This window comes from Streptomyces sp. NPDC002817 (assembly GCF_053592055.1).
Window position 1 is genome coordinate 239,387 of sequence record NZ_JBSFUY010000007.1, and the last position, 19,057, is coordinate 258,443.

At 72.0% G+C, this 19,057-nt stretch carries 16 protein-coding genes; 13 read left to right on the plus strand and 3 right to left on the minus strand.

Going from position 1 to position 19,057, the window contains the following annotated elements; translation table 11 throughout:
- Window positions 1–21: 21 nt before the first annotated feature.
- The 5 genes from ACWD3I_RS16460 (at window position 22) to ACWD3I_RS16480 (ending at window position 6,794) form a co-directional block, all read left to right on the plus strand.
- Window positions 22–1,563 carry a PucR family transcriptional regulator gene (locus ACWD3I_RS16460; RefSeq protein ID WP_365410380.1) on the plus strand — a complete coding sequence of 514 codons (1,542 nt, stop codon included), beginning with the start codon at window positions 22–24 and terminating at the stop codon, window positions 1,561–1,563.
- Between the two features lie 155 nt (window positions 1,564–1,718).
- On the plus strand, window positions 1,719–2,561 hold the full coding sequence (locus tag ACWD3I_RS16465) for a nitrilase-related carbon-nitrogen hydrolase (RefSeq protein WP_266886166.1): 843 nt from the start codon (window positions 1,719–1,721) through the stop codon (window positions 2,559–2,561).
- Between the two features lie 82 nt (window positions 2,562–2,643).
- Entirely contained in the window at window positions 2,644–4,047 is a 1,404-nt protein-coding gene (gene hydA / locus ACWD3I_RS16470) for a dihydropyrimidinase (RefSeq protein ID WP_365410383.1), read from the plus strand.
- 11 nt (window positions 4,048–4,058) lie between these two features.
- Window positions 4,059–5,078 carry a TIGR03842 family LLM class F420-dependent oxidoreductase gene (locus tag ACWD3I_RS16475; RefSeq protein ID WP_365410386.1) on the plus strand — a complete coding sequence of 340 codons (1,020 nt, stop codon included), beginning with the start codon at window positions 4,059–4,061 and terminating at the stop codon, window positions 5,076–5,078.
- Window positions 5,079–5,237: 159 nt separating this feature from the next.
- A complete protein-coding gene (locus ACWD3I_RS16480) occupies window positions 5,238–6,794 on the plus strand; it encodes an NCS1 family nucleobase:cation symporter-1 (RefSeq protein WP_365410389.1) in 1,557 nt (518 codons plus the stop codon).
- 27 nt (window positions 6,795–6,821) lie between these two features.
- On the opposite strand, the gene ACWD3I_RS16485 is transcribed toward ACWD3I_RS16480, so the two are convergent.
- A complete protein-coding gene (locus ACWD3I_RS16485) occupies window positions 6,822–7,478 on the minus strand; it encodes a hypothetical protein (protein ID WP_365410392.1) in 657 nt (218 codons plus the stop codon).
- Between the two features lie 150 nt (window positions 7,479–7,628).
- Window positions 7,629–8,633 carry a carboxymuconolactone decarboxylase family protein gene (locus ACWD3I_RS16490; RefSeq protein ID WP_365410394.1) on the minus strand — a complete coding sequence of 335 codons (1,005 nt, stop codon included), beginning with the start codon at window positions 8,631–8,633 and terminating at the stop codon, window positions 7,629–7,631.
- A gap of 167 nt (window positions 8,634–8,800) precedes the next feature.
- Between ACWD3I_RS16490 and ACWD3I_RS16495 the strand changes: the two genes are divergently transcribed.
- The 7 genes from ACWD3I_RS16495 (at window position 8,801) to ACWD3I_RS16525 (ending at window position 16,353) form a co-directional block, all read left to right on the plus strand.
- Window positions 8,801–9,904 carry a sensor histidine kinase gene (locus tag ACWD3I_RS16495; RefSeq protein ID WP_365410397.1) on the plus strand — a complete coding sequence of 368 codons (1,104 nt, stop codon included), beginning with the start codon at window positions 8,801–8,803 and terminating at the stop codon, window positions 9,902–9,904.
- Entirely contained in the window at window positions 9,901–10,560 is a 660-nt protein-coding gene (locus ACWD3I_RS16500) for a response regulator transcription factor (protein WP_365410400.1), read from the plus strand. The genes ACWD3I_RS16495 and ACWD3I_RS16500 overlap by 4 nt, the downstream gene beginning before the upstream one ends.
- Window positions 10,561–10,603: 43 nt before the next feature.
- The gene (locus ACWD3I_RS16505) at window positions 10,604–11,431 is read left to right on the plus strand and encodes a class I SAM-dependent methyltransferase (RefSeq protein ID WP_365410403.1); all 828 of its coding nucleotides are present in this window, start codon (window positions 10,604–10,606) and stop codon (window positions 11,429–11,431) included.
- Window positions 11,432–11,483: 52 nt separating this feature from the next.
- Window positions 11,484–13,310: a gamma-glutamyltransferase family protein gene (locus ACWD3I_RS16510; RefSeq protein ID WP_365410406.1), complete on the plus strand. Its 1,827-nt coding sequence runs from the start codon at window positions 11,484–11,486 to the stop codon at window positions 13,308–13,310.
- Window positions 13,311–13,425: 115 nt separating this feature from the next.
- Window positions 13,426–14,271, plus strand: coding sequence for an inositol monophosphatase family protein (locus ACWD3I_RS16515; RefSeq protein WP_365410409.1), 846 nt, complete (start codon window positions 13,426–13,428; stop codon window positions 14,269–14,271).
- Between the two features lie 166 nt (window positions 14,272–14,437).
- On the plus strand, window positions 14,438–15,847 hold the full coding sequence (locus tag ACWD3I_RS16520) for a phytoene desaturase family protein (RefSeq protein ID WP_365410412.1): 1,410 nt from the start codon (window positions 14,438–14,440) through the stop codon (window positions 15,845–15,847).
- Complete coding sequence (locus ACWD3I_RS16525) at window positions 15,844–16,353, plus strand: O-acetyl-ADP-ribose deacetylase (RefSeq protein ID WP_365410415.1); 510 nt, start codon at window positions 15,844–15,846, stop codon at window positions 16,351–16,353. Before ACWD3I_RS16520 ends, ACWD3I_RS16525 begins: the two co-directional genes overlap by 4 nt.
- Window positions 16,354–16,418: 65 nt before the next feature.
- On the opposite strand, the gene ACWD3I_RS16530 is transcribed toward ACWD3I_RS16525, so the two are convergent.
- Window positions 16,419–16,955 carry a hypothetical protein gene (locus ACWD3I_RS16530; RefSeq protein ID WP_365411328.1) on the minus strand — a complete coding sequence of 179 codons (537 nt, stop codon included), beginning with the start codon at window positions 16,953–16,955 and terminating at the stop codon, window positions 16,419–16,421.
- Window positions 16,956–17,284: 329 nt separating this feature from the next.
- Between ACWD3I_RS16530 and ACWD3I_RS16535 the strand changes: the two genes are divergently transcribed.
- A complete protein-coding gene (locus ACWD3I_RS16535) occupies window positions 17,285–19,027 on the plus strand; it encodes a SpoIIE family protein phosphatase (RefSeq protein WP_365411331.1) in 1,743 nt (580 codons plus the stop codon).
- The last annotated feature ends 30 nt before the right edge of the window (window positions 19,028–19,057 follow it).

A 19,057-nucleotide genomic window follows, 5' to 3' on the forward strand; every position in this document is an offset into this window, starting at 1 on the left:
CAGAGCAAGGGAACGACCGCCATGACCACCGCCTTGGACCACCTGGAACCGGCCCTGTCCGTACGCCAGGTCCTCACCCTGGAACGGGTGCTCGCCGGGGAGCCCGAGGTGGTGGCCGGCGCGGCCCAGCTCGACCGGGCCGTGCGCTGGGTGCATGTCGCCGAGGCACCCGACGTCGGCGTCATGCTCACCGGCGGGGAGATGGTCCTCACCACCGGGGTGCTGCTCGCCGGTGACGAGGGCGCACAGGCCGAGTACATCCAGTCCCTGCACCGCGCGGAGGCCGCCGCGGTCGTCCTGGGCCTGGGGCGGGCGTTCCCGGCCCCGCCGGACGTGATGCGGCGGGCCGCCGAGCGGTGCGGGCTGCCCATGGTCGTCCTCCACCGGCCCTTCCCCTTCGCCGAGTTGACCGAGGAGGTGCAGTCCCGGCTGGTACGGCGGAAGTTCGCCGCCGTCAGCCTCTCCGAGGCCGTACGCACCAGCCTCACCGGACTCATCACCGCCGGCGCCCCGCTGCAACGGCTCCTCGACGACGTCGCCCAGCACAGCGCCTGTCCGGTCGTCGTCACCAACCTCGCCCACCGCGTCCTCGCCACGGCGGGGGAGCGGTCGGCCGTGGACGACGTGCTGCGGGACTGGGAGCGCATCGCCCGCCAGGCCGGCGGCAGCGAGGGCGACGGCTGGATCCGGGCCGAGCTGGGCGGGCGCGGGGAGCGGTGGGGACAGATCCTGTTGTGCGGATACCGCGGGGACACCGCCACCGGGCGGCTGCTCGCCGACCGGGCCGCCGAGGCCCTCGTCCTGCACCGCATGCTCGCCGGGAACTCCGCCCACACCTGGGAGGAGCAGTCCGCGCAGAGCCTGCTGACCGACCTGGTCAGCGGGGTCGTACCGGCCAGACAGCTGCTGCCGCGGGCGCGGGCGGCCGGACTGCCCGTCAACCGGCGGACCTTCGTGCCGCTGGTCGTCAGGGACGGTGATCCGGCCGAACTCGACCGGGTGTTGCGGCTGTTGGGGCTGCCCGGCATCGTCGCCGAGCTCGCCGACGGGGCGACCGCGGTGCTGCTGAGCCTGGCCCGGGACCAGGACGCGTCGGTGCTGACGGCGAACTTCGCGGCCCGGCTGCCGGAGACGGTGGTGGCGGCCGCCGACCCTCGTACGGCCTGGGACGACGTCCCCGCCGGGATGCGCGAGGCCCGGCATGTCGCGGACGCCGTCGCTTCCGGAATCCTCGACCTCCCGGCCGTCGTACGCCTCAAGGACGTTCATCTGCGCGGTCTGATACGGCTGTTGCGCGACGACCCGCAGGTGCAGTCCTTCGCGGAGCGGGAGCTGGACGGGCTGCTCCACGGGGCGGGTGAGGATCTGCTCGCCGTCCTGCGGACGTATCTGGCCACCGGCCGGAACAAGTCCCGCACCGCCCAGCTCCACCACGTCTCGCGCCCCGCGCTGTACCGGCGCCTCGAAGCGATACAGACCCGGCTCGGTGTGGACCTCGACGACTTCGAACAGGCCGCCTCGGTGCACATCGCACTCCTCGCGCACGACGCGCAACAGGGCTGAAACATGCCACGACCTGGGAAAACGGCGGTGAAACATGGGCTCACGACAGGGTGACACCGTGGCACGCCGAACGTCCTCAGACGTGACACCGTGCAACTCAAAGCCTGCTTTCGGACTTTCTAGCCTTCTCGCACACCTAGCGACCGGAGGTCCCGATGAGCAGAGTGATTCGTGCCGCCCTTTTCCAGACCGCGTGGACGGGCGACAAGGAGTCGATGATCCAGGTACACGAGCAGGCGGCTCGCGACGCGGCCGCGCAGGGTGCTCAGGTCCTGTGCTTCCAGGAGCTGTTCTACGGGCCGTACTTCTGCCAGGTCCAGGACAAGGCGTTCTACGAGTACGCCGAGCAGATCCCGGACGGGCCGATCGTCAAGCGATTCCAGGCGCTGGCCAAGGAGTTGGGGATCGTCCTCGTCCTGCCGATGTACGAGGAGGAGCAGCCCGGCGTCCTCTACAACACCGCCGCGGTGATCGACGCGGACGGCTCGTACCTCGGCAAGTACCGCAAGCACCACATCCCCCAGGTGCCCGGATTCTGGGAGAAGTTCTACTTCCGTCCCGGCAACCTGGGCTGGCCGATCTTCGACACCAAGGTCGGGAAGATCGGCGTCTACATCTGCTACGACCGCCACTTCCCGGAGGGCTGGCGGGCGTTGGGCCTCGCGGGCGCCGAGATCGTCTTCAACCCCTCGGCCACCTCACGCGGCCTGTCCGCCTACCTGTGGCAGCTGGAGCAGCCGGCCGCGGCCGTCGCCAACGAGTACTTCGTCGGCGCGATCAACCGGGTCGGTGTCGAGGAGCTCGGCGACAACGACTTCTACGGGACGACCTACTTCGTCGACCCGGAGGCGCAGTTCGTGGGCGAGGTGGCCTCCGACAAGGAGACCGAGCTCGTGGTCCGCGACCTCGACCTCAACAAGCTCCGCGAAGTGCGCGACCGCTGGCAGTTCTTCCGCGACCGCCGTCCCGACGCGTACGCCCCGCTGACCGCCCCGTAACCGTCCTGGACCGCCGTCGGTCCGGAGCACGGGGGCCGGACCGGCGGCATCGATCGACTCGTACGACACCAGGAGAGGGAACATGAGCAGCCGTACCGTCATCCGTGGTGGCCTCGTCGTCACCGCGTCCGACGAGATCCACGCCGACGTCCTGATCGAGGACGGCCGTATCGCCGCCCTCGCCGCCTCCGGCACCCCGGCCGCCGAGGCCTGGAGTGCCGAGCGGACCATCGACGCCACCGGCAAGTACGTCATCCCGGGCGGCGTCGACGCCCACACCCACATGGAGCTGCCGTTCGGCGGCACCTTCGCCTCCGACACCTTCGAGACCGGCACCCGGGCCGCCGCCTGGGGCGGTACGACGACGATCGTCGACTTCGCCGTGCAGAGCGTCGGCCGTTCCCTGCGCGAGGGCCTCGACGCCTGGCACGCCAAGGCGGAGGGCAACTGCGCGATCGACTACGCCTTCCACATGATCGTCTCCGATGTGAACCAGGAGACGCTCAAGGAGATGGATCTGCTGGTGGAGGAGGGCGTCACCTCCTTCAAGCAGTTCATGGCCTACCCCGGCGTCTTCTACAGCGACGACGGTCAGATCCTGCGCGCCATGCAGCGCTCCGCCGAGAACGGCGGACTGATCATGATGCACGCCGAGAACGGCATCGCGATCGACGTGCTGGTGGAGCAGGCGCTGGCCCGCGGTGAGACCGACCCGCGCTACCACGGGGAGGTGCGCAAGGCGCTTCTCGAGGCCGAGGCCACCCACCGCGCCATCAAGCTCGCACAGGTCGCCGGAGCTCCCCTGTACGTCGTGCACGTCTCGGCCATGGAGGCAGTGGCCGAGCTGGCCAGGGCGCGCGACGAGGGGCTGAACGTCTTCGGCGAGACCTGCCCGCAGTACCTGTTCCTGTCGACGGACAACCTCGCCGAGCCCGACTTCGAGGGCTCGAAGTACGTGTGCTCGACGCCGCTCCGTCCCAAGGAGCACCAGGCCAAGCTGTGGCAGGGACTCAGGACCAACGACCTCCAGGTCGTCTCCACCGACCACTGCCCCTTCTGCTTCGTGGGCCAGAAGGAGCTCGGCCGCGGCGACTTCTCGAAGATCCCCAACGGTCTGCCGGGTGTCGAGAACCGTATGGACCTGCTCCACCAGGCCGTCGTCGACGGGCACATCTCGCGCCGCCGCTGGATCGAGATCGCCTGCGCCACCCCGGCCCGCATGTTCGGCATGTACCCGAAGAAGGGCACCATCGCCCCGGGCGCCGACGCCGACGTCGTCATCTACGACCCGCACGCCGAGCAGATCATCTCCGCCGAGACCCACCACATGAACGTCGACTACTCGGCGTACGAGGGCAAGCGCCTCACCGGCCGCGTCGAGACGGTCCTCTCGCGCGGCGAACTCGTCATCACCGAGCGGGAGTACACCGGGCACGCCGGGCACGGTACGTACACCCCGCGCTCCACCTGTCAGTACCTCAACTAGGAGTGGCGCACATGGACTTCGGACTCGTCCTGCAGACCGACCCGCCGGCCTCGAAGGTCGTCAGCCTGATGAAGCGGGCCGAGCGCAACGGCTTCACGTACGGCTGGACCTTCGACTCCGCCGTGCTCTGGCAGGAACCGTTCGTGATCTACAGTCAGATCCTCGCCAACACCTCCAAGCTGACGGTCGGCCCCATGGTCACCAACCCGGGCACCCGCACCTGGGAGGTCACCGCCTCCACGTTCGCCACCCTCAACGACATGTTCGGCAACCGCACGGTCTGCGGCATCGGCCGCGGCGACTCCGCGATGCGCGTCGCGGGCCGTGCCCCGAACACCCTCGCCCGCATCAGCGAGGCCATGAAGGTCATCAAGGCGCTCGGCTCCGGCCAGGAGGCCGATCTCGGGGGCACGGTCATCAAGTTCCCCTGGATCAAGGAGGACGCCCAACTCCCCGTATGGATGGCCGCGTACGGCCCCAAGGCGCTGAAGATGACCGGCGAGGAGGCCGACGGCTTCATCCTCCAGCTCGCCGACCTCTACCTCACCGAGTACATGGTCAAGGCCGTCAAGGACGCGGCCGTCGCCGCCGGGCGCGACCCCTCCGAGGTGAAGATCTGCGTCGCCGCCCCGGCCTACGTCACCGAGGACGACTCGCCCGAGGCCCTCGCGCACGCGCGGGAGCAGTGCCGCTGGTTCGGCGGGATGGTCGGCAACCACGTGGCCGACCTGGTCTCCAAGTACGGCGAGCACTCCGCCGCCGTACCCGACGAACTCACCGACTACATCAAGGCCCGCGAGGGATACGACTACTCCCACCACGGCCGCTCCGACAACCCCGACACCGCCTTCGTGCCCGACGAGATCGTCGACCGGTTCTGCATCATCGGGCCCGTCGAGAAGCACATCGAGAAGCTCAACGCCCTGCGTGAGCTGGGCGTCGACCAGTTCGCCGTCTACGACATGCACGACGCGCAGGAGACCGTCATCGACGCCTACGGCTCGAAGGTGATCCCCGCCGTCAACGCCTGACCCCCGCAGTCCCGTTCCACCCGACCCCCCCACACCTTGTCCCCCCTTTCCGCCGTCCCGGAAAGGGGTGGCGGGACCGGGGCATCTCCTGCCCGCCCCGGTCCCGCCCAAGGCCCCCGCACGGCCTATCCCGTCCCGCTCTTATCGATTGGCCTGCCCATGACCGACACAGTCCCCACGGGGTCGCCGATATCCCAGTCCGCCGGCCCCGACGGCCGGATCGAACTCAGCCCCGGGGCCTACCCCGCCGACAGTCCCTTCGCCAACGAGGACCTGCGTCCCGTACCGGTCTCCGAGCGCAAGTGGACGACGTACAACTTCGCGGCCCTGTGGATCTCCATGGCCCACTGCATCCCCAGCTGGACCCTGGCCTCCGGCCTGGTCGCGCTCGGCATGGACTGGAAGCAGGCCGTCTTCACCATCGCCCTGGCCAACATCATCGTGCTGCTGCCGATGCTGGCCACCGGGCACGCCGGACCCAAGTACGGCATCCCCTTCCCGGTCCTGGCCCGCGCCTCCTTCGGTCTGCGCGGCGCCAACATCCCGGCGTTGATCCGGGCGGCCGTGGCCTGCGGCTGGTTCGGCATCCAGACCTGGATCGGCGGCAGCGGCATCTTCGCGCTGGGCTCCAAGCTCACCGGCGGGCACTGGGAGAACGCGGGGCAGATCGCCGGTAACCCGTGGCCGCTGTGGCTGTGCTTCCTGCTCTTCTGGGCGCTGCAGATCGCCATCATCTACCGCGGCATGGACTTCCTGCGGCACTTCGAGAACTGGGCCGCGCCCTTCGTCATCGTCGGCGCGCTCGTGCTGCTGATCTGGATCGCGGTCAAGGCGGACGGCTTCGGCGCGCTGCTCGACCAGCCGTCCAAGCTGGGCTGGGGCCCGGACTTCTGGCCGGTCTTCTTCCCGTCGCTCATGGGCATGATCGGCTTCTGGGCGACGCTGTCGCTCAACATCCCCGACTTCACGCGCTTCGGCGCCAGCCAGAAGGCACAGACCTGGGGGCAGTCCCTCGGTCTGCCCACGACCATGACGCTCTTCGCGGTCCTCGCGGTGCTGGTCACCTCCGGCTCCGAGGTCGTCTACGGCACGGCGATCTGGGACCCGGTGGAGCTGGCCGCCAAGGCGGACAACGCCTTCGGTCTCCTCTTCGCGCTGATCATCGTCCTCGTCGCGACCATCTCCGTGAACATCGCGGCGAACGTCGTCTCACCGGCGTACGACCTGGCGAACCTGGCACCGAAGCTCATCAACTTCCGTACGGGCGCGCTGATCACGGGTGTCGTCGGCATCCTGATCTTCCCGTGGAAGCTGATCTCGACGCCCGAGTTCTACATCTTCACCTGGCTCGGTGTGGTCGGCGGTCTGCTCGGCACGGTCGCGGGCATCCTCATCGCCGACTACTGGATCGTGCGCAGGACGGTTCTGCACCTGGCGGACCTGTACACGCCCGGCGGGCGCTACTGGTACTCCAACGGCTGGAACTGGCGGGCGATCGCCGCCTTCCTGGTCGGCGGCATCCTCGCGGTCGGCGGGTCGCACTCGGCCGTCGGCGCGGACGGGGTCAAGACGGGGCCGTTCCCGACCGACGGTCTGATCCCGTTCCTCAAGCCGCTGTCCGACTACGGCTGGGCCGTGGGCCTGGGCACCTCGCTGGTGCTGTACGTCGCGCTGATGCTGCCGAAGGGCAGGGAGCAGGAGGGCATCGAGGCCTGATGTCCACGGCTGAGAGGGCGGTCGGTGCTACTGACCGCCCTCCAGTGCTGCCACGGCGTCCTTGGCCGCCTTGATGGCGCCCTTGTTGATCACATCCGTGTCGGGCGCCTTCTTCGACTCGAAGTCGCTGCCGTTGTAGGTGATGATCACCAGCGTGTTGGAGGCCTGGACGATGACCGTGCCCTCGCGGGTCTGCTGCTTGTCCTCGGTGGTGAGGTTCACGACCGAGTAGCCCTGGTCGCCCAGGCCCGGAACGTCCCCTCCGCCGCTCTTCTCCTTGATGCGCTCCTTGTACGAGGTCTGCGCGGCTTCGTCCGAGTCCGTGATCTCGAAGGACACGTCGAGCCAGCGGTAGTCGTACCCCTTGAGCGCGTTCCAGGAGCAGGTGCGGCGGAGCTTCGTGTCCGTCGACGGGATCTCCTTGCCGGCCGTCTTGGCGCCCGGGACCAGGGACTTGATGTTCTTCGTGGAGACGCTGCCGCAGGGCGAGGGGGCCGCGGAGTACGTCTTCGAGGCCGCCGCCGTCGCCGGGGCCGAGGCGGATCGCGTACCGCCGCCCTTCGACGCGGAGTCGCTGTCGGCGGTCGTGGCCGGTCCTGAGGAGAGCGACCAGCCCGCGGCGGCGAGCACGACGACCGGGGACAGACGCGCGGTCAGGGCGAGCGGCAGAGGAAGGGAACGCACAGGCGCACTTTTCCGTGGGGGACGGTGCGGAAGGTGTCCGAACTGCGGACGGGACGCCAGTGTCACACGACTCCCTGTGGGGCGGAAGTGCCAACTCGCTCCGTACATGTGCGGTGACAGCGGCCCGTTGTTGACGCGTCGTGTGTCCTGCTATGTCCGCACGGAGTTGCGGGTGAACGCCGATTCGATCCGGTCCACCGCCAGGAACGCCCCGTACGCGACGAGGTGCACCAGACAGTGGTCGGTGTGTTCGGGGCGCCGCCAGGCGGCCACGTCCTCGTCGGTGATGCGGTACGGCGCGAGGGCGGCCAGCAGCGCGAGGCGGGCCCCGGGCCGCTCGCGCCGGTCGGGGAAGGGGTCGGGGGCGAGGGACGGGTGCGCTCCGTCCCAGTCCAGCAGGACCTCTTCCACGAGGTCCTGGTCGTCGGCGTCGAGCAGGGCGCCCCCCGACATGGCCGCCCGGAGCAGCGCCGCGTAGGCGGGGCCGACGGCCGTGCCGCCCGCCCACGCGGGGGACTCGCCGGGGTCGGGGAGGTCCAGCAGCGCGAGTGCGGCGCCGGGCCGGGCCGGGCGGCGTACGGTCCGGGCCAGCGTGCGGCCCACGAGACTGCGGACCGCGCGGAAGCGCTGGGCGTTGCCCGGCAGCAGGTTCTCGGTCACCAGCGCGGAGACGATCCGGTTGATGAAGTGGAAGGCGAGCGCGGTACCGAGGTAGCCGGGGGCGTCCTCGCCCGGGAACGGATACGGCTCGGGGCCGAGGCCACCCGGTACGCGGGTCAGCTTCCCCCACTCCAGCACGCGCGTGTGCTCCTCGTTCTCGGGTCGCTCCCCGCGCGCGAGGCGTTCGGCCAGGGCGTGGTCGCCGGTGGCGTGCAGCAGCACGGTGTGCGCGTCCACGCAGAACGGGCACCGGTTGGCGAGCGACACCCCGAGCGCCGCCAGCTCCTTGCCGGTGCGGCTGCCGGGTCCCGCGATCAACGACTCGCGCATCAGCGCCCAGGCGGGGGCGAGGAGGTCGGGGGCGGAGGAGAGGACCACGAACGTGACCGGTTCGTCGATGCCGAACTCGCGGGCGAGCTGTTCGTAGACCTCGGCGACGCGACCGGTGGCCGCCTTGGGCGGCTCTGGCTCGGTGTAGCGGAAGGGTGTGGACATGGGAAGCAGCGTGCGCCGGGCGGACGCCCTCGGTCGTCGTACGTCCGAAGGGAGTTGACGCTGCGCCGCAGGGGCGGGACGGGCCCGCGACGTACTACGGCGGGAGTAGTCGCAGAGTTGTCCACAGGGCTGACGCGGGTGTCGGCAGGGCCCTCTAGTGTGCGGACATGGGCGGGCACATGGTCACACACAAGGGGCTGGCCGACGCGGCGATGGCGGTCGTGGTCGGCGCGTTGGCGATGACCACGGTCGCCTTCGACGGCGACATGGGATGGCTGGACTACGCCCTGGTGGCGGTGAGTTCGGCCGCGCTCGGCTTCTACCGGGCGGCCCCACGGGCGGTGCTTGCCGTCTCGACCGCCTTCGGCGCGGCGTACGTCCTGCACGCACAGCCCGGACTGCCGGCCGCCCTGCCCGTCCTGGCCGCCGTGCACACGGCGGCACGGGTGGGGCACCGTGGCTGGGCCCTTCTGGCGAGCGGGCTGTACCTGGCGGCGTACGTGGCGACGGGCCCGGCCACCCGGGACATCGTGGAGAACGCGGCGCTGCTCGCGGGCTGGTTCCTGTTCGCGGCGGTGACCGGCCTGGCCGACCGCAACTGGCAGGCGTATCTGCGCCAGACCGAACAGCGCGCCCTGGAGGCGGAACGCACCCGTGAGGAGGCGGCGCTGCGCCGGGCCGGCGAGGAACGCCTGCGGATCGCCCGTGAGTTGCACGACTCCCTCACCCACAGCATCTCGATCGTCAAGCTCCAGGCGGGCGTCGCGGTGCACCTCGCCCGCAAACGGGGCGAGGAGATACCGCCCGCCCTGCTGGCCATCCAGGAGGCGAGCGGCGAGGCCATGCGGGAACTGCGGTCCACGCTGGAGATCCTGCGCACCGACGAGGTCGTCGGCACGCCCGCACTGCTGGTGGAGCGGGCGCGGGCCGCCGGCCTCGCGGTGGACCTGACGGTGACGGGCGAGGAGTGCGAGCTGGGCGCGACGGTCGAGAAGGCGGTGTACCGCACCGTCCAGGAGGCGCTGACGAACGCGGCCCGCCATGCCGGGCCGGCGAAGGTGCGGGTGCGGCTCGCCTACGGGGAGGGCCAGGTGACGGTGGCCGTGGAGGACGACGGGAACGCCGCCCCGGACCGGCCCTTCGCGCCCGGCATCGGCCTGATCGGCATGCGGGAGCGGGTGACCGCGCTAGGCGGGACCCTGCACGCCGCACCGCGCACGGAGGGCGGCTTCGCGGTGCGGGCCGAGCTGCCGGTGGGGGAGGCCGGATGATCCGGGTGGCGCTCGTCGACGACCAGGCGCTGATGCGGGCCGGTTTCCGGGCCCTGCTGGAGGCCGAGGACGGCATCGAGGTGGTCGGTGAGGCGGCCGACGGGGAACAGGGCCTGGCGCTGGTGCGGGCCGAGGTGCCCGACATCGCGCTGGTCGACGTGCAGATGCCGGTGATGACGGGCATCGAGGCGACACGCCACATCGCCGCGGACCCCGCACTGGCCGGTGTGCGGGTGGTGATCCTCACCAACTACGGCCTCGACAGCTATGTGTTCGAGGCGCTGCGCGCCGGCGCCAGCGGCTTCCTGCTGAAGGACACGGACCCGGCGGACCTGTTGCAGGCGATCGACGTGGTGGCGGGCGGCGAGGCGTTGCTGTCGCCGTCGGTCACCCGCACCCTGATCGGCGAGTTCGTCTCCAGGCCCCCGGACCGTGCCACGGCCCCCGGCCTGGAGTGCCTCACCCCTCGCGAACGCGAGGTGACGGCCCTGGCCGCGCGGGGCCTGACCAACGAGGAGATCGCCGCGCACATGGTCATCAGCCCGTTCACGGCCAAGACGCACGTCAGCCGCGCGATGACGAAACTGGGGGCGCGGGACCGGGCCCAACTGGTCGTGTTCGCCTACGAGTCGGGGCTGGTGCGGGCACGGGAGTGAATTCCCGTCGCGTGGTACGGGCAGCGATCAGCAACCTGGTGCCATGACGGAGACGACACAGCCCCGGCGGCCCGCCGTCCGTGACGAGATCCTCGCCTACTACGCACGCGGCGACGAGGACGCCCGCCTGCGGGACGGAGGGGCTCCCGCCGGACGGCTGGAGTTCTGGCGTACGCAGGACGTGCTGCGCCGGCTGCTGCCCCCGGCACCGGCCCGGGTGCTGGACGTCGGCGGCGGCAGCGGGGTGCACGCGGAGTGGCTGGTCCGGGACGGGTACGAGGTCGACCTCGTCGATCCCGTACCGCTCCACGTGGAGCAGGCGGCACGGATCCCCGGCGTCACCGCGCGCGCCGGTGACGCCCGCGCGCTGCCCGCCGCCGACGCCGCCCACGACGTGGTACTGCTGCTCGGCCCGCTGTACCACCTGCCCGAACGCGCCGACCGGGTCAGGGCGTTGACGGAGGCCTGCCGGGCGGTGCGGCCCGGCGGACCGGTCGTCGCGGCGACCATCAACCGGTTCGCGGGACTGCACGACCTGCTGCGCGAGGAGCGCTACTTCGACCCGGCGCAACGCGCCCGCACCGACGCGGTCGGCGACCACGGGCGGCACGGCACCGAGGGCGGCCTGTTCACCACCGCCTACTTCGCCCGACCCGACGAGGCCCCCGCCGAGTTCACCGACGCCGGGCTCACCGTCGACGGCCAGTACGGCCTGGAGGGCGCCGCCTGGCTGATGGGCGGCGTCGAGGACTGGCTGGACGACCCGGAACGCCGCGCGGTCGTCCTCGCGGCGAGCCGGCGCATCGAGTCGGAACCGACGCTCCTGGGGATCAGCGGACATCTCCTCACGGCGGGCACACGGCCCGCATAGCTTCCTTCGTACGATCATGCGCAGCGCCGCCCCCGCAGTGAGGAGTCCGCCCGTGTTCACCACCCGACCCACCCTCCAGGGCACCTTCGGCATGGTGTCCTCCACCCACTGGCTCGCCTCGCAGTCGGCGATGGCCGTGCTGGAGGACGGCGGCAACGCCTACGACGCTGCCGTGGCCGGGGCGTTCGTGCTGCACGTGGTCGAGCCGCACCTCAACGGGCCCGCCGGTGAGGTGCCGATCCTGCTCGCCCCGGCCGGCGGCGGGGTACGGGTGCTGTGCGGACAGGGCGTCGCCCCGGCCGGAGCGTCCGTCGCGCACTACAAGGAACTCGGGCTGGATCTCGTCCCCGGAACGGGCCCCCTCGCGGCCGCCGTCCCCGGCGCCTTCGACGCCTGGATGCTCCTGCTCCGCGATCACGGGACCAAGCCCCTCGCCGAGGTGCTCCGGTACGCCATCGGGTACGCCGAGGACGGGCACGCGCCCGTGGACAACGTCGGGGCGACCGTCGAGACCGTCCGGGAGCTGTTCGAGACCGAGTGGACCTCGTCGGCGGAGATCTACCTGCCCGGCGGACAGCCTCCCCGGCCGGGCGAGCTGTTCCGCAACCCCGCGCTGGCCGCCACCTGGAAGCGGCTGCTCGCAGAGGTCGACGCGGCGGGCGACCGGGTCGCACAGATCGAGGCGGCGCGGGAGATCTGGCGGACCGGGTTCATCGGCGAGGCGCTCGTACGGCAGGCGCGGCGGCCCACCATGGACACCAGCGGAAGGCGGCACACCGGCACGCTGACGGCCGACGACCTCGCCGGGTGGTCCGCGACGTACGAGACCCCGGCGACGTACGACTGGCAGGGGTGGACACTCTGCAAGGCAGGCCCCTGGAGCCAGGGCCCGGTGCTCCTCCAGCAACTCGCGCTGCTCCCGGCCGAGCTGCCGGCATACGGGTCCGCCGACTACGTCCACCTGCTGATCGAGGGCTGCAAGCTCGCCATGGCCGATCGCGAGGCCTGGTACGGCGACGCGGCCGAGGTGCCGCTCGACGAGCTGCTCACGGACGCGTACAACGCGGGACGGCGGGCCCTGGTCGGCGACAAGGCCTCGTACGAACTGCGGCCCGGCAGCCCCGGCGGGCGCGCGCCCAGGCTGTGCGCGCACGCGCACGTGGTCGCGACGGACGACCCCGGCTTCAGCCCCATGGGGGCGGGGGAGCCCACCGTCGCCAAGGGCCCGGCCTCCCCGGTGCCCGGCGAACCCGACGTGGCCGCCGACGGCACCACCCGCGGCGACACCTGCCACCTCGACGTCGTCGACCGCTGGGGCAACATGGTCGCCGCCACCCCCAGCGGCGGCTGGCTCCAGTCCAACCCCGTCGTGCCCGAACTGGGCTTCCCGCTCGGTACCCGGCTCCAGATGACCTGGCTGGAGGAGGGCCTGCCGAACTCGCTGACGCCGGGCCGCCGCCCCCGGACCACCCTCACGCCCTCGATCGCGCTGCGCGACGGTGTGCCCGTCATGGCCTTCGGCACGCCCGGCGGGGACCAGCAGGACCAGTGGCAGCTGCACTTCTTCCTCGCGGTCGCGCTGCGCCCGGCGGTGCGCGGAGGCCTCGACCTGCAGGGCGCGATCGACGCGCCCAACTGGCACAACGACAGCTTCCCGGGGTCCTTCTACCCGCGCGGCATGCGGCCCGGCAGCGTGACGGTCGAGGCCCGGATGGGCACCGAGACCGTGGAGGAGCTGCGGCGGCGCGGGCATGACGTCACCGTGAGCGATCCCTGGTCGGAAGGGCGGCTGTGCGCGGTCGCCCGGGACCCGGAGACGGGAATCCTGTCGGCGGCGGCGAATCCGCGGGGGATGCAGGGGTACGCGGTGGGCCGCTGAGCCCACGCCACGCCCACTCCCGGCCGTTGATCCCATATCCCGGTATTCAGCGTGATTCCACCCACAGTCCACCCATCGGGTGGGGATTGTCAGTGGGGCGTGCTCTTATGGAGTCATGATCGAAGACACGGAAACCATCGACGAGTTTCTCGCCCGCCACTCGGCCGACGTGGAGGAGGCCCTCCGCAAGGCCGCCGCGGCCGAGATCATGCCCCGCTTCCGTCAGCTCGCCGCGCACGAGGTCGACCAGAAGAGCGGGCCGCACGACCTGGTGACGGACGCCGACCGGCTGGCCGAGCAGCACCTCACCGAGGCGCTCGGCGCCCTCCTGCCCGGCTCCGTCGTGGTCGGGGAGGAGGCGGTGCACGCCAACCCGGCCTCGTACGAGGCGATACGGGGCGACGCCCCGGTCTGGATCGTCGACCCGGTCGACGGGACACGGCAGTTCGTGCGCGGGGAGGACGGCTTCAGCACCCTGGTCGCGCTCGCCCAGGGCGGCGTGCTGCGCGCCTCGTGGATCTACGCACCGGCTCGTGACCAACTCGCCACCGCCGTACGGGGCCAGGGCGCGTTCCTCGACGGCGAGCGGCTGTTCGCTGGACCGCCGGAGCCCGGCCGGGACCTCGAAGTGGCCACCTCCCACCCGGACTACACGACGGACGAGCAGAAGCGCGCCCTGCTGGGGCTGTGGACGGACGGCATCGCTCCCCGCGCCTGCGGTTCCGCAGGGCTGGAGTATCTCGCCATCGCCCGTGGCCGGTTGGACGCCACCGCCTTCTCCTGGGAGGCGGCCTGGGACCACGCGGCGGGCCTGCTCCTCGTCGAGGAGGCGGGCGGCGCCCATCTGACCGTCACCGGTGAGCCGTTCCGCATCACCGGCGGCAACACCCTGCCGTTCACCACGGCACGGGACGCGGCGACGGCACGGCGGATCGTGGGGCTGCTGGCGGGCGGGGTCTGAGGCACGGCTCGGCGGACGGGTGCGCGCGGGTCGCGAGGTGCGCCACCGAAGGTGACCGTCCGGACACCGCCCGCGCTCGAGTCCCCCGCGACCCGGGGCCGACGGTGCCCCGTCCTATCCTGATCCAGTGGCCATCGGCTGACGAAGGGGTCCGAAGGTGCCGTCGATGCTTGATGCATGCGTGGTGGGTGCGGGACCGAACGGGCTGACCGCTGCCGTGGAGCTGGCCCGCCGCGGCTTCTCCGTGGCCCTCTTCGAGGCGCGCGACACCGTCGGCGGGGGAGCCCGCACCGAGGAACTCACGCTGCCGGGCTTCCGGCACGACCCGTGCGCCGCGGCACACCCCCTGGGCATCAACTCGCCCGCGTTCCGCGCCCTTCCGCTGGAGCGGTACGGCCTGGAGTGGCTGCACCCCGACCTCCCCATGGCCCACCCCTTCACCGACGGCACCGCCGCCGTGCTGTCCCGTTCGGTCGCCGAGACGGCCGCCTCGTTCGGGCCGCGCGACGCGGGGGCTTACCGCAGGCTGGTCGAGCCGTTCCTGCCCCGATGGGACACCCTGGTCCGGGACTTCATGTCGCTGCCGCTGACCGCGCTGCCCCGCGACCCGGTGACCCTCGCCCGCTTCGGCCTCGTCGGACTGCCCCCGTCGACCTGGCTGCTGCGCCGCTTCCGCGACGAGCGCGCCAAGGCGTTGTTCGCCGGTCTCGTCGCGCACGTCATGGCGCCCCTCTCCGGCTTCGCCACCGGCGCCATCGGCCTGGTCTTCGCGCTCGCCGCGCACGCGCGCGGCTGGCCCGTCGCCCGCGGCGGCTCCCAGTCCATCTCCGACGCGCTCGCGGCCTACCTGAAGGACCTCGGCGGCGCCATCCACACCGACTACGAGGTCAAACGCCTCGACGACCTGCCGCCCGCCCGCGCCTACATCTTCGACACCTCGCCCACCGCGCTGGCCCGTATCGCCGGCTTCGGCCGCTACTACGACAACTACCGGTACGGCCCGGGCGTCTTCAAGGTCGACTACGCCCTCGACGGCCCGGTGCCCTGGACCGCGCCGGAGCCCCGCACCGCCGGCACCGTGCAGATCGGCGCGAGCACCGCCGAGATCAGCACCGCCCTGCGCGCGGCGTCCCGGGAGGACAGGGCCCCCGACAAACCGTTCCTGATCACCGTGCAGCCGAGCGTGGTGGACCCCACCCGGGCCCCCGAGGGCAAGCAGGTCTTCTGGGCCTACGGCCATGTCCCCAGCGGCTGGACCGGGGACCTCACCGACGCCATCGAGCGCCAACTGGAGCGTTTCGCCCCGGGGTTCCGCGACCTGGTCCTGGCCCGCGCCACCGCCGGCCCGCCCGAACTGGCCGCCCGCAACGCCAACTACGTCGGCGGCGACATCGGCTCCGGCGCGGTCACCGGACTGCAGATCCTGCTGCGCCCCAAGCTGTCCCTGTCCCCGTACGCCACCCCGCACCCGGCCGTGTTCATCTGCTCGTCCGCCACCCCGCCGGGCCCGGGCGTGCACGGCATGTCCGGGCACAACGCGGCGAAGGCGGTATGGAGGAGGCTGCGGCAGACATGACCACCATCACGCTCGTCCAGGGCGACATCACCGGCGAGAGCGCCGACGCCATCGTCAACGCGGCGAACTCCTCGCTGCTCGGCGGCGGAGGGGTCGACGGCGCCATCCACCGCCGCGGCGGCCCGGCGATCCTGGAGGACTGCCGCAAGCTCCGTGCCTCCCGGTACGGCAAGGGCCTGGCGACAGGCCGCGCCGTGGCGACCACGGCGGGCGATCTGCCCGCCCGCTGGGTGATCCACACCGTGGGGCCCGTGTTCAGCCGCTCCGAGGACCGCTCCGACCTGCTGGCCTCCTGCTACCGCGAATCCCTGCGCGTCGCCGACGAACTCGGCGCCCGCACCGTCGCGTTCCCCGCCGTCTCCACCGGCGTCTACCGCTGGCCGATGCAGGACGCGGCCCGCATCGCCGTCGAGACGGTACGGGCCGCGAAGACCGAGGTCGAGGAGATCAGGTTCGTCCTGTTCGACGAGGGCGCGTACGGGGTGTTCGCCGCCGCGGTCGGCTGACGCGGGCGACCGTACGCGGCCGGGCCGCCCGGGGATTCCGGGCGGCCCGGCAGGCGAAGCCGTCACTACGCCACGGGCAGCGCCGGCACCTCCGGCAGGCCGCCGCCGAGGAGCCCGGTGACCAGGCCCAGCACCGGGGACAGCAGGCCGGTGACCGCGCTCAGCACTCCACCGAGGTCGAGCGAGGTCAACGCGCTGATCAGACCCTGGACCGCGGACGTGAGCGAGGACAGCAGGTCACCCACCGGATCGGCCGCCACGGACCGGTCGGCGGGGCGGTCCAGGCTCTTCAGGCGCTCCTGGACGGTCAGGTTCCAGGCCCGCAGCTCCTCCGCGTACGCGGCCGCCGCCTCCGGGGCGAGCCGGGTGCCGTTCACCTCTCCGACGTCCGCGACCGTGTCGAGGAGGGGCGCCAGTGCGCCGTCGTGGTCTAGGAGCGTGTCCGTCTCGGCGCCGGAGTGCGGGGCGGCCTCGCTGATGCTCAGGCCCGGCACTTCTCGGCCCGCGTCGCCGACGGCGGCGGCGGTGCCGGCCGGTCCGAAGATCAGCGCGGCACAGATCAGGGGCGGCACGAGGAGACCGCGGGAGACTAGGGCGCGCATGGAGTTCCTTTCGACGCGCTGAAAGCAGCTGCTCTTGCGCCCACGGTGGGAACCGTCCCGACACCCCGCAACCGATCACAGGGCCCGCACCGGCTGGAGCATGGCACCGCGGTGGCGCTGACCAGGGTCTTTACCGCGGAACGCGGCTCCTTACGGGTGTCAGCCCCACGTTCCGCCGTCAGAGGGTGCGGCTCGGCCGTACACCGGCACGAACACCGCGAGCGGCAGCGGCGACAACACCCGGCCCGGCGACCGGGGCGTGTCCGGGTGCACCTCGGCCGCGGCCGCCCGATCATGGAACCCACTGCCCTGGCGAACGGGAGGTTCCTGTGGGGTCGGACTTCCCCCTCCCACGGACCCTGCTGTCCGAGGACGTCGAGACGCTGCTGGCGGGCGCGACCGCGGAGCTGGGGCGTGAATACCGCGTGCTGCGGGAGATCGTGGAGGGCGGGGCGGCGGCCGTGGCGGTCCTCGACACCCTGCTGCGCTATGTGTACGTCAACCCCCACATGGCCCGGATCGTCGGCGTACCGGCCGAGGAACAGCTGGGACGGACCCTCGCCGAGGTCATACCGGGGGTGGAGAGACCGGAGGAGGTGCCGCGGGCGGTGCTGCGGGACGGGCGGCCGCGAGACGTTCTCATCGCCGGGGACATGGGTGCCGGGACCTCCCGTGAGCCGCGGGAATGGCACAGCACGTACCACCGGCTCCAGAACGAGCGCGGCGAGATCGTCGGACTCGTGGCCATCGGCGTGGAGGTCACCGAGCCGCGCCGCTACCTCAACGAGCTGGAACGGGCCCACGGCCGGATGGCCATGCTGCACGCGGCCACCCTGCGGATCGGCACCACGCTGGACCTGGAGACCACCTGCCAGGAACTCGTCGACTTCGTCGTCCGCGACCTCGCGGACGGCGCCTCGGTCGAGCTGGTCGTGGAGAACGAACCGGTGAGCTCCCCGCGGGCCGCCTCGGCCGGGGTGATGCGGATGCGGCGGGCCGCCGTGAGCGCCCGGCCGGAGCTCGCGGTGCGGCTCGGTGGACTGGCGGGCCCGGACGACGTGAACGATCACGGGCCGACGTCCCCCATGCGCCGCTGTCTGGAACGCGGGCGGCCGTTCGTGACGACCATGCCGACCCGGGTCCGGCCCAGAGGGCCCTACGCGGAGCGGCTGGAGCGCTACCGCGCCGCCGGGATCCACTCCACGCTGGTCGTGCCCCTGCGGACCGACTCCCGCAGCGTGGGCGTCCTCGCCATGGTCCGGGCGGGCTCCTCACCCGCCTTCACCGTCGAGGACGCCGTGGTGGCACAGGAACTCGCGGGGCGCGCCTCCCACGCCATGGAACGCGCCCAGCGCTACAGCCGCGAGCACACCATGGCCCTGGAGCTCCAGCGGGCCCTGCTCAGCGAGCCGACCCTGCCGCACCCGGACCTGGAGACCGCCTCCCGCTATCTCCCGGCCGACGACAGCGCGGTCGTGGGCGGCGACTGGTACGACTCGCTGGCGCTTCCGCACGGCCGCAACCTGCTGGTCATCGGCGATGTCATGGGCCACGGCGTCGAGGCCGCCGTCGCGATGAGCCACTACCGCTCCATGCTGCGCGCCCTCGCCTCCTCCGGAATGCCCCTGCACGAGATGCTCGCCGCCGCCGACCGCATGGTCGCCGGGTCCGGCTTCGACCGCGTCGCCACCTGCCTGCTGGCGTTGGGCGACCCGGCCACGGACACGGTCAGCTACGCCAACGCCGGCCACCTGCCACCGCTGCGGATCCTGCCCGACGGCCGCGTGGAACTGGTCCCGCTGCCCGCCGGCCCACCCCTGGGCACCGGCATGGGCGTCTACGAGACGGTCACCCGCCCGAGCGTCCCGGGCGGGGTGCTGCTCCTCTACACCGACGGCCTCGTGGAACGCCGGGGCGAGGACATCGACGTCTCCCTGCACCGGCTGACGGAACTGCGCCTGCAGCCCGGCGGAGGCCTGGACGAGATCCTCGACGGGATCCTGGCGCACGCCGCGACGGGATCGGCGCGCGACGACATCGCCTTGCTGGCGGCTCGGACGCGAGGGGCGTGAGCGGGCCGCTCACAGGGTGCCCGTGCCGGC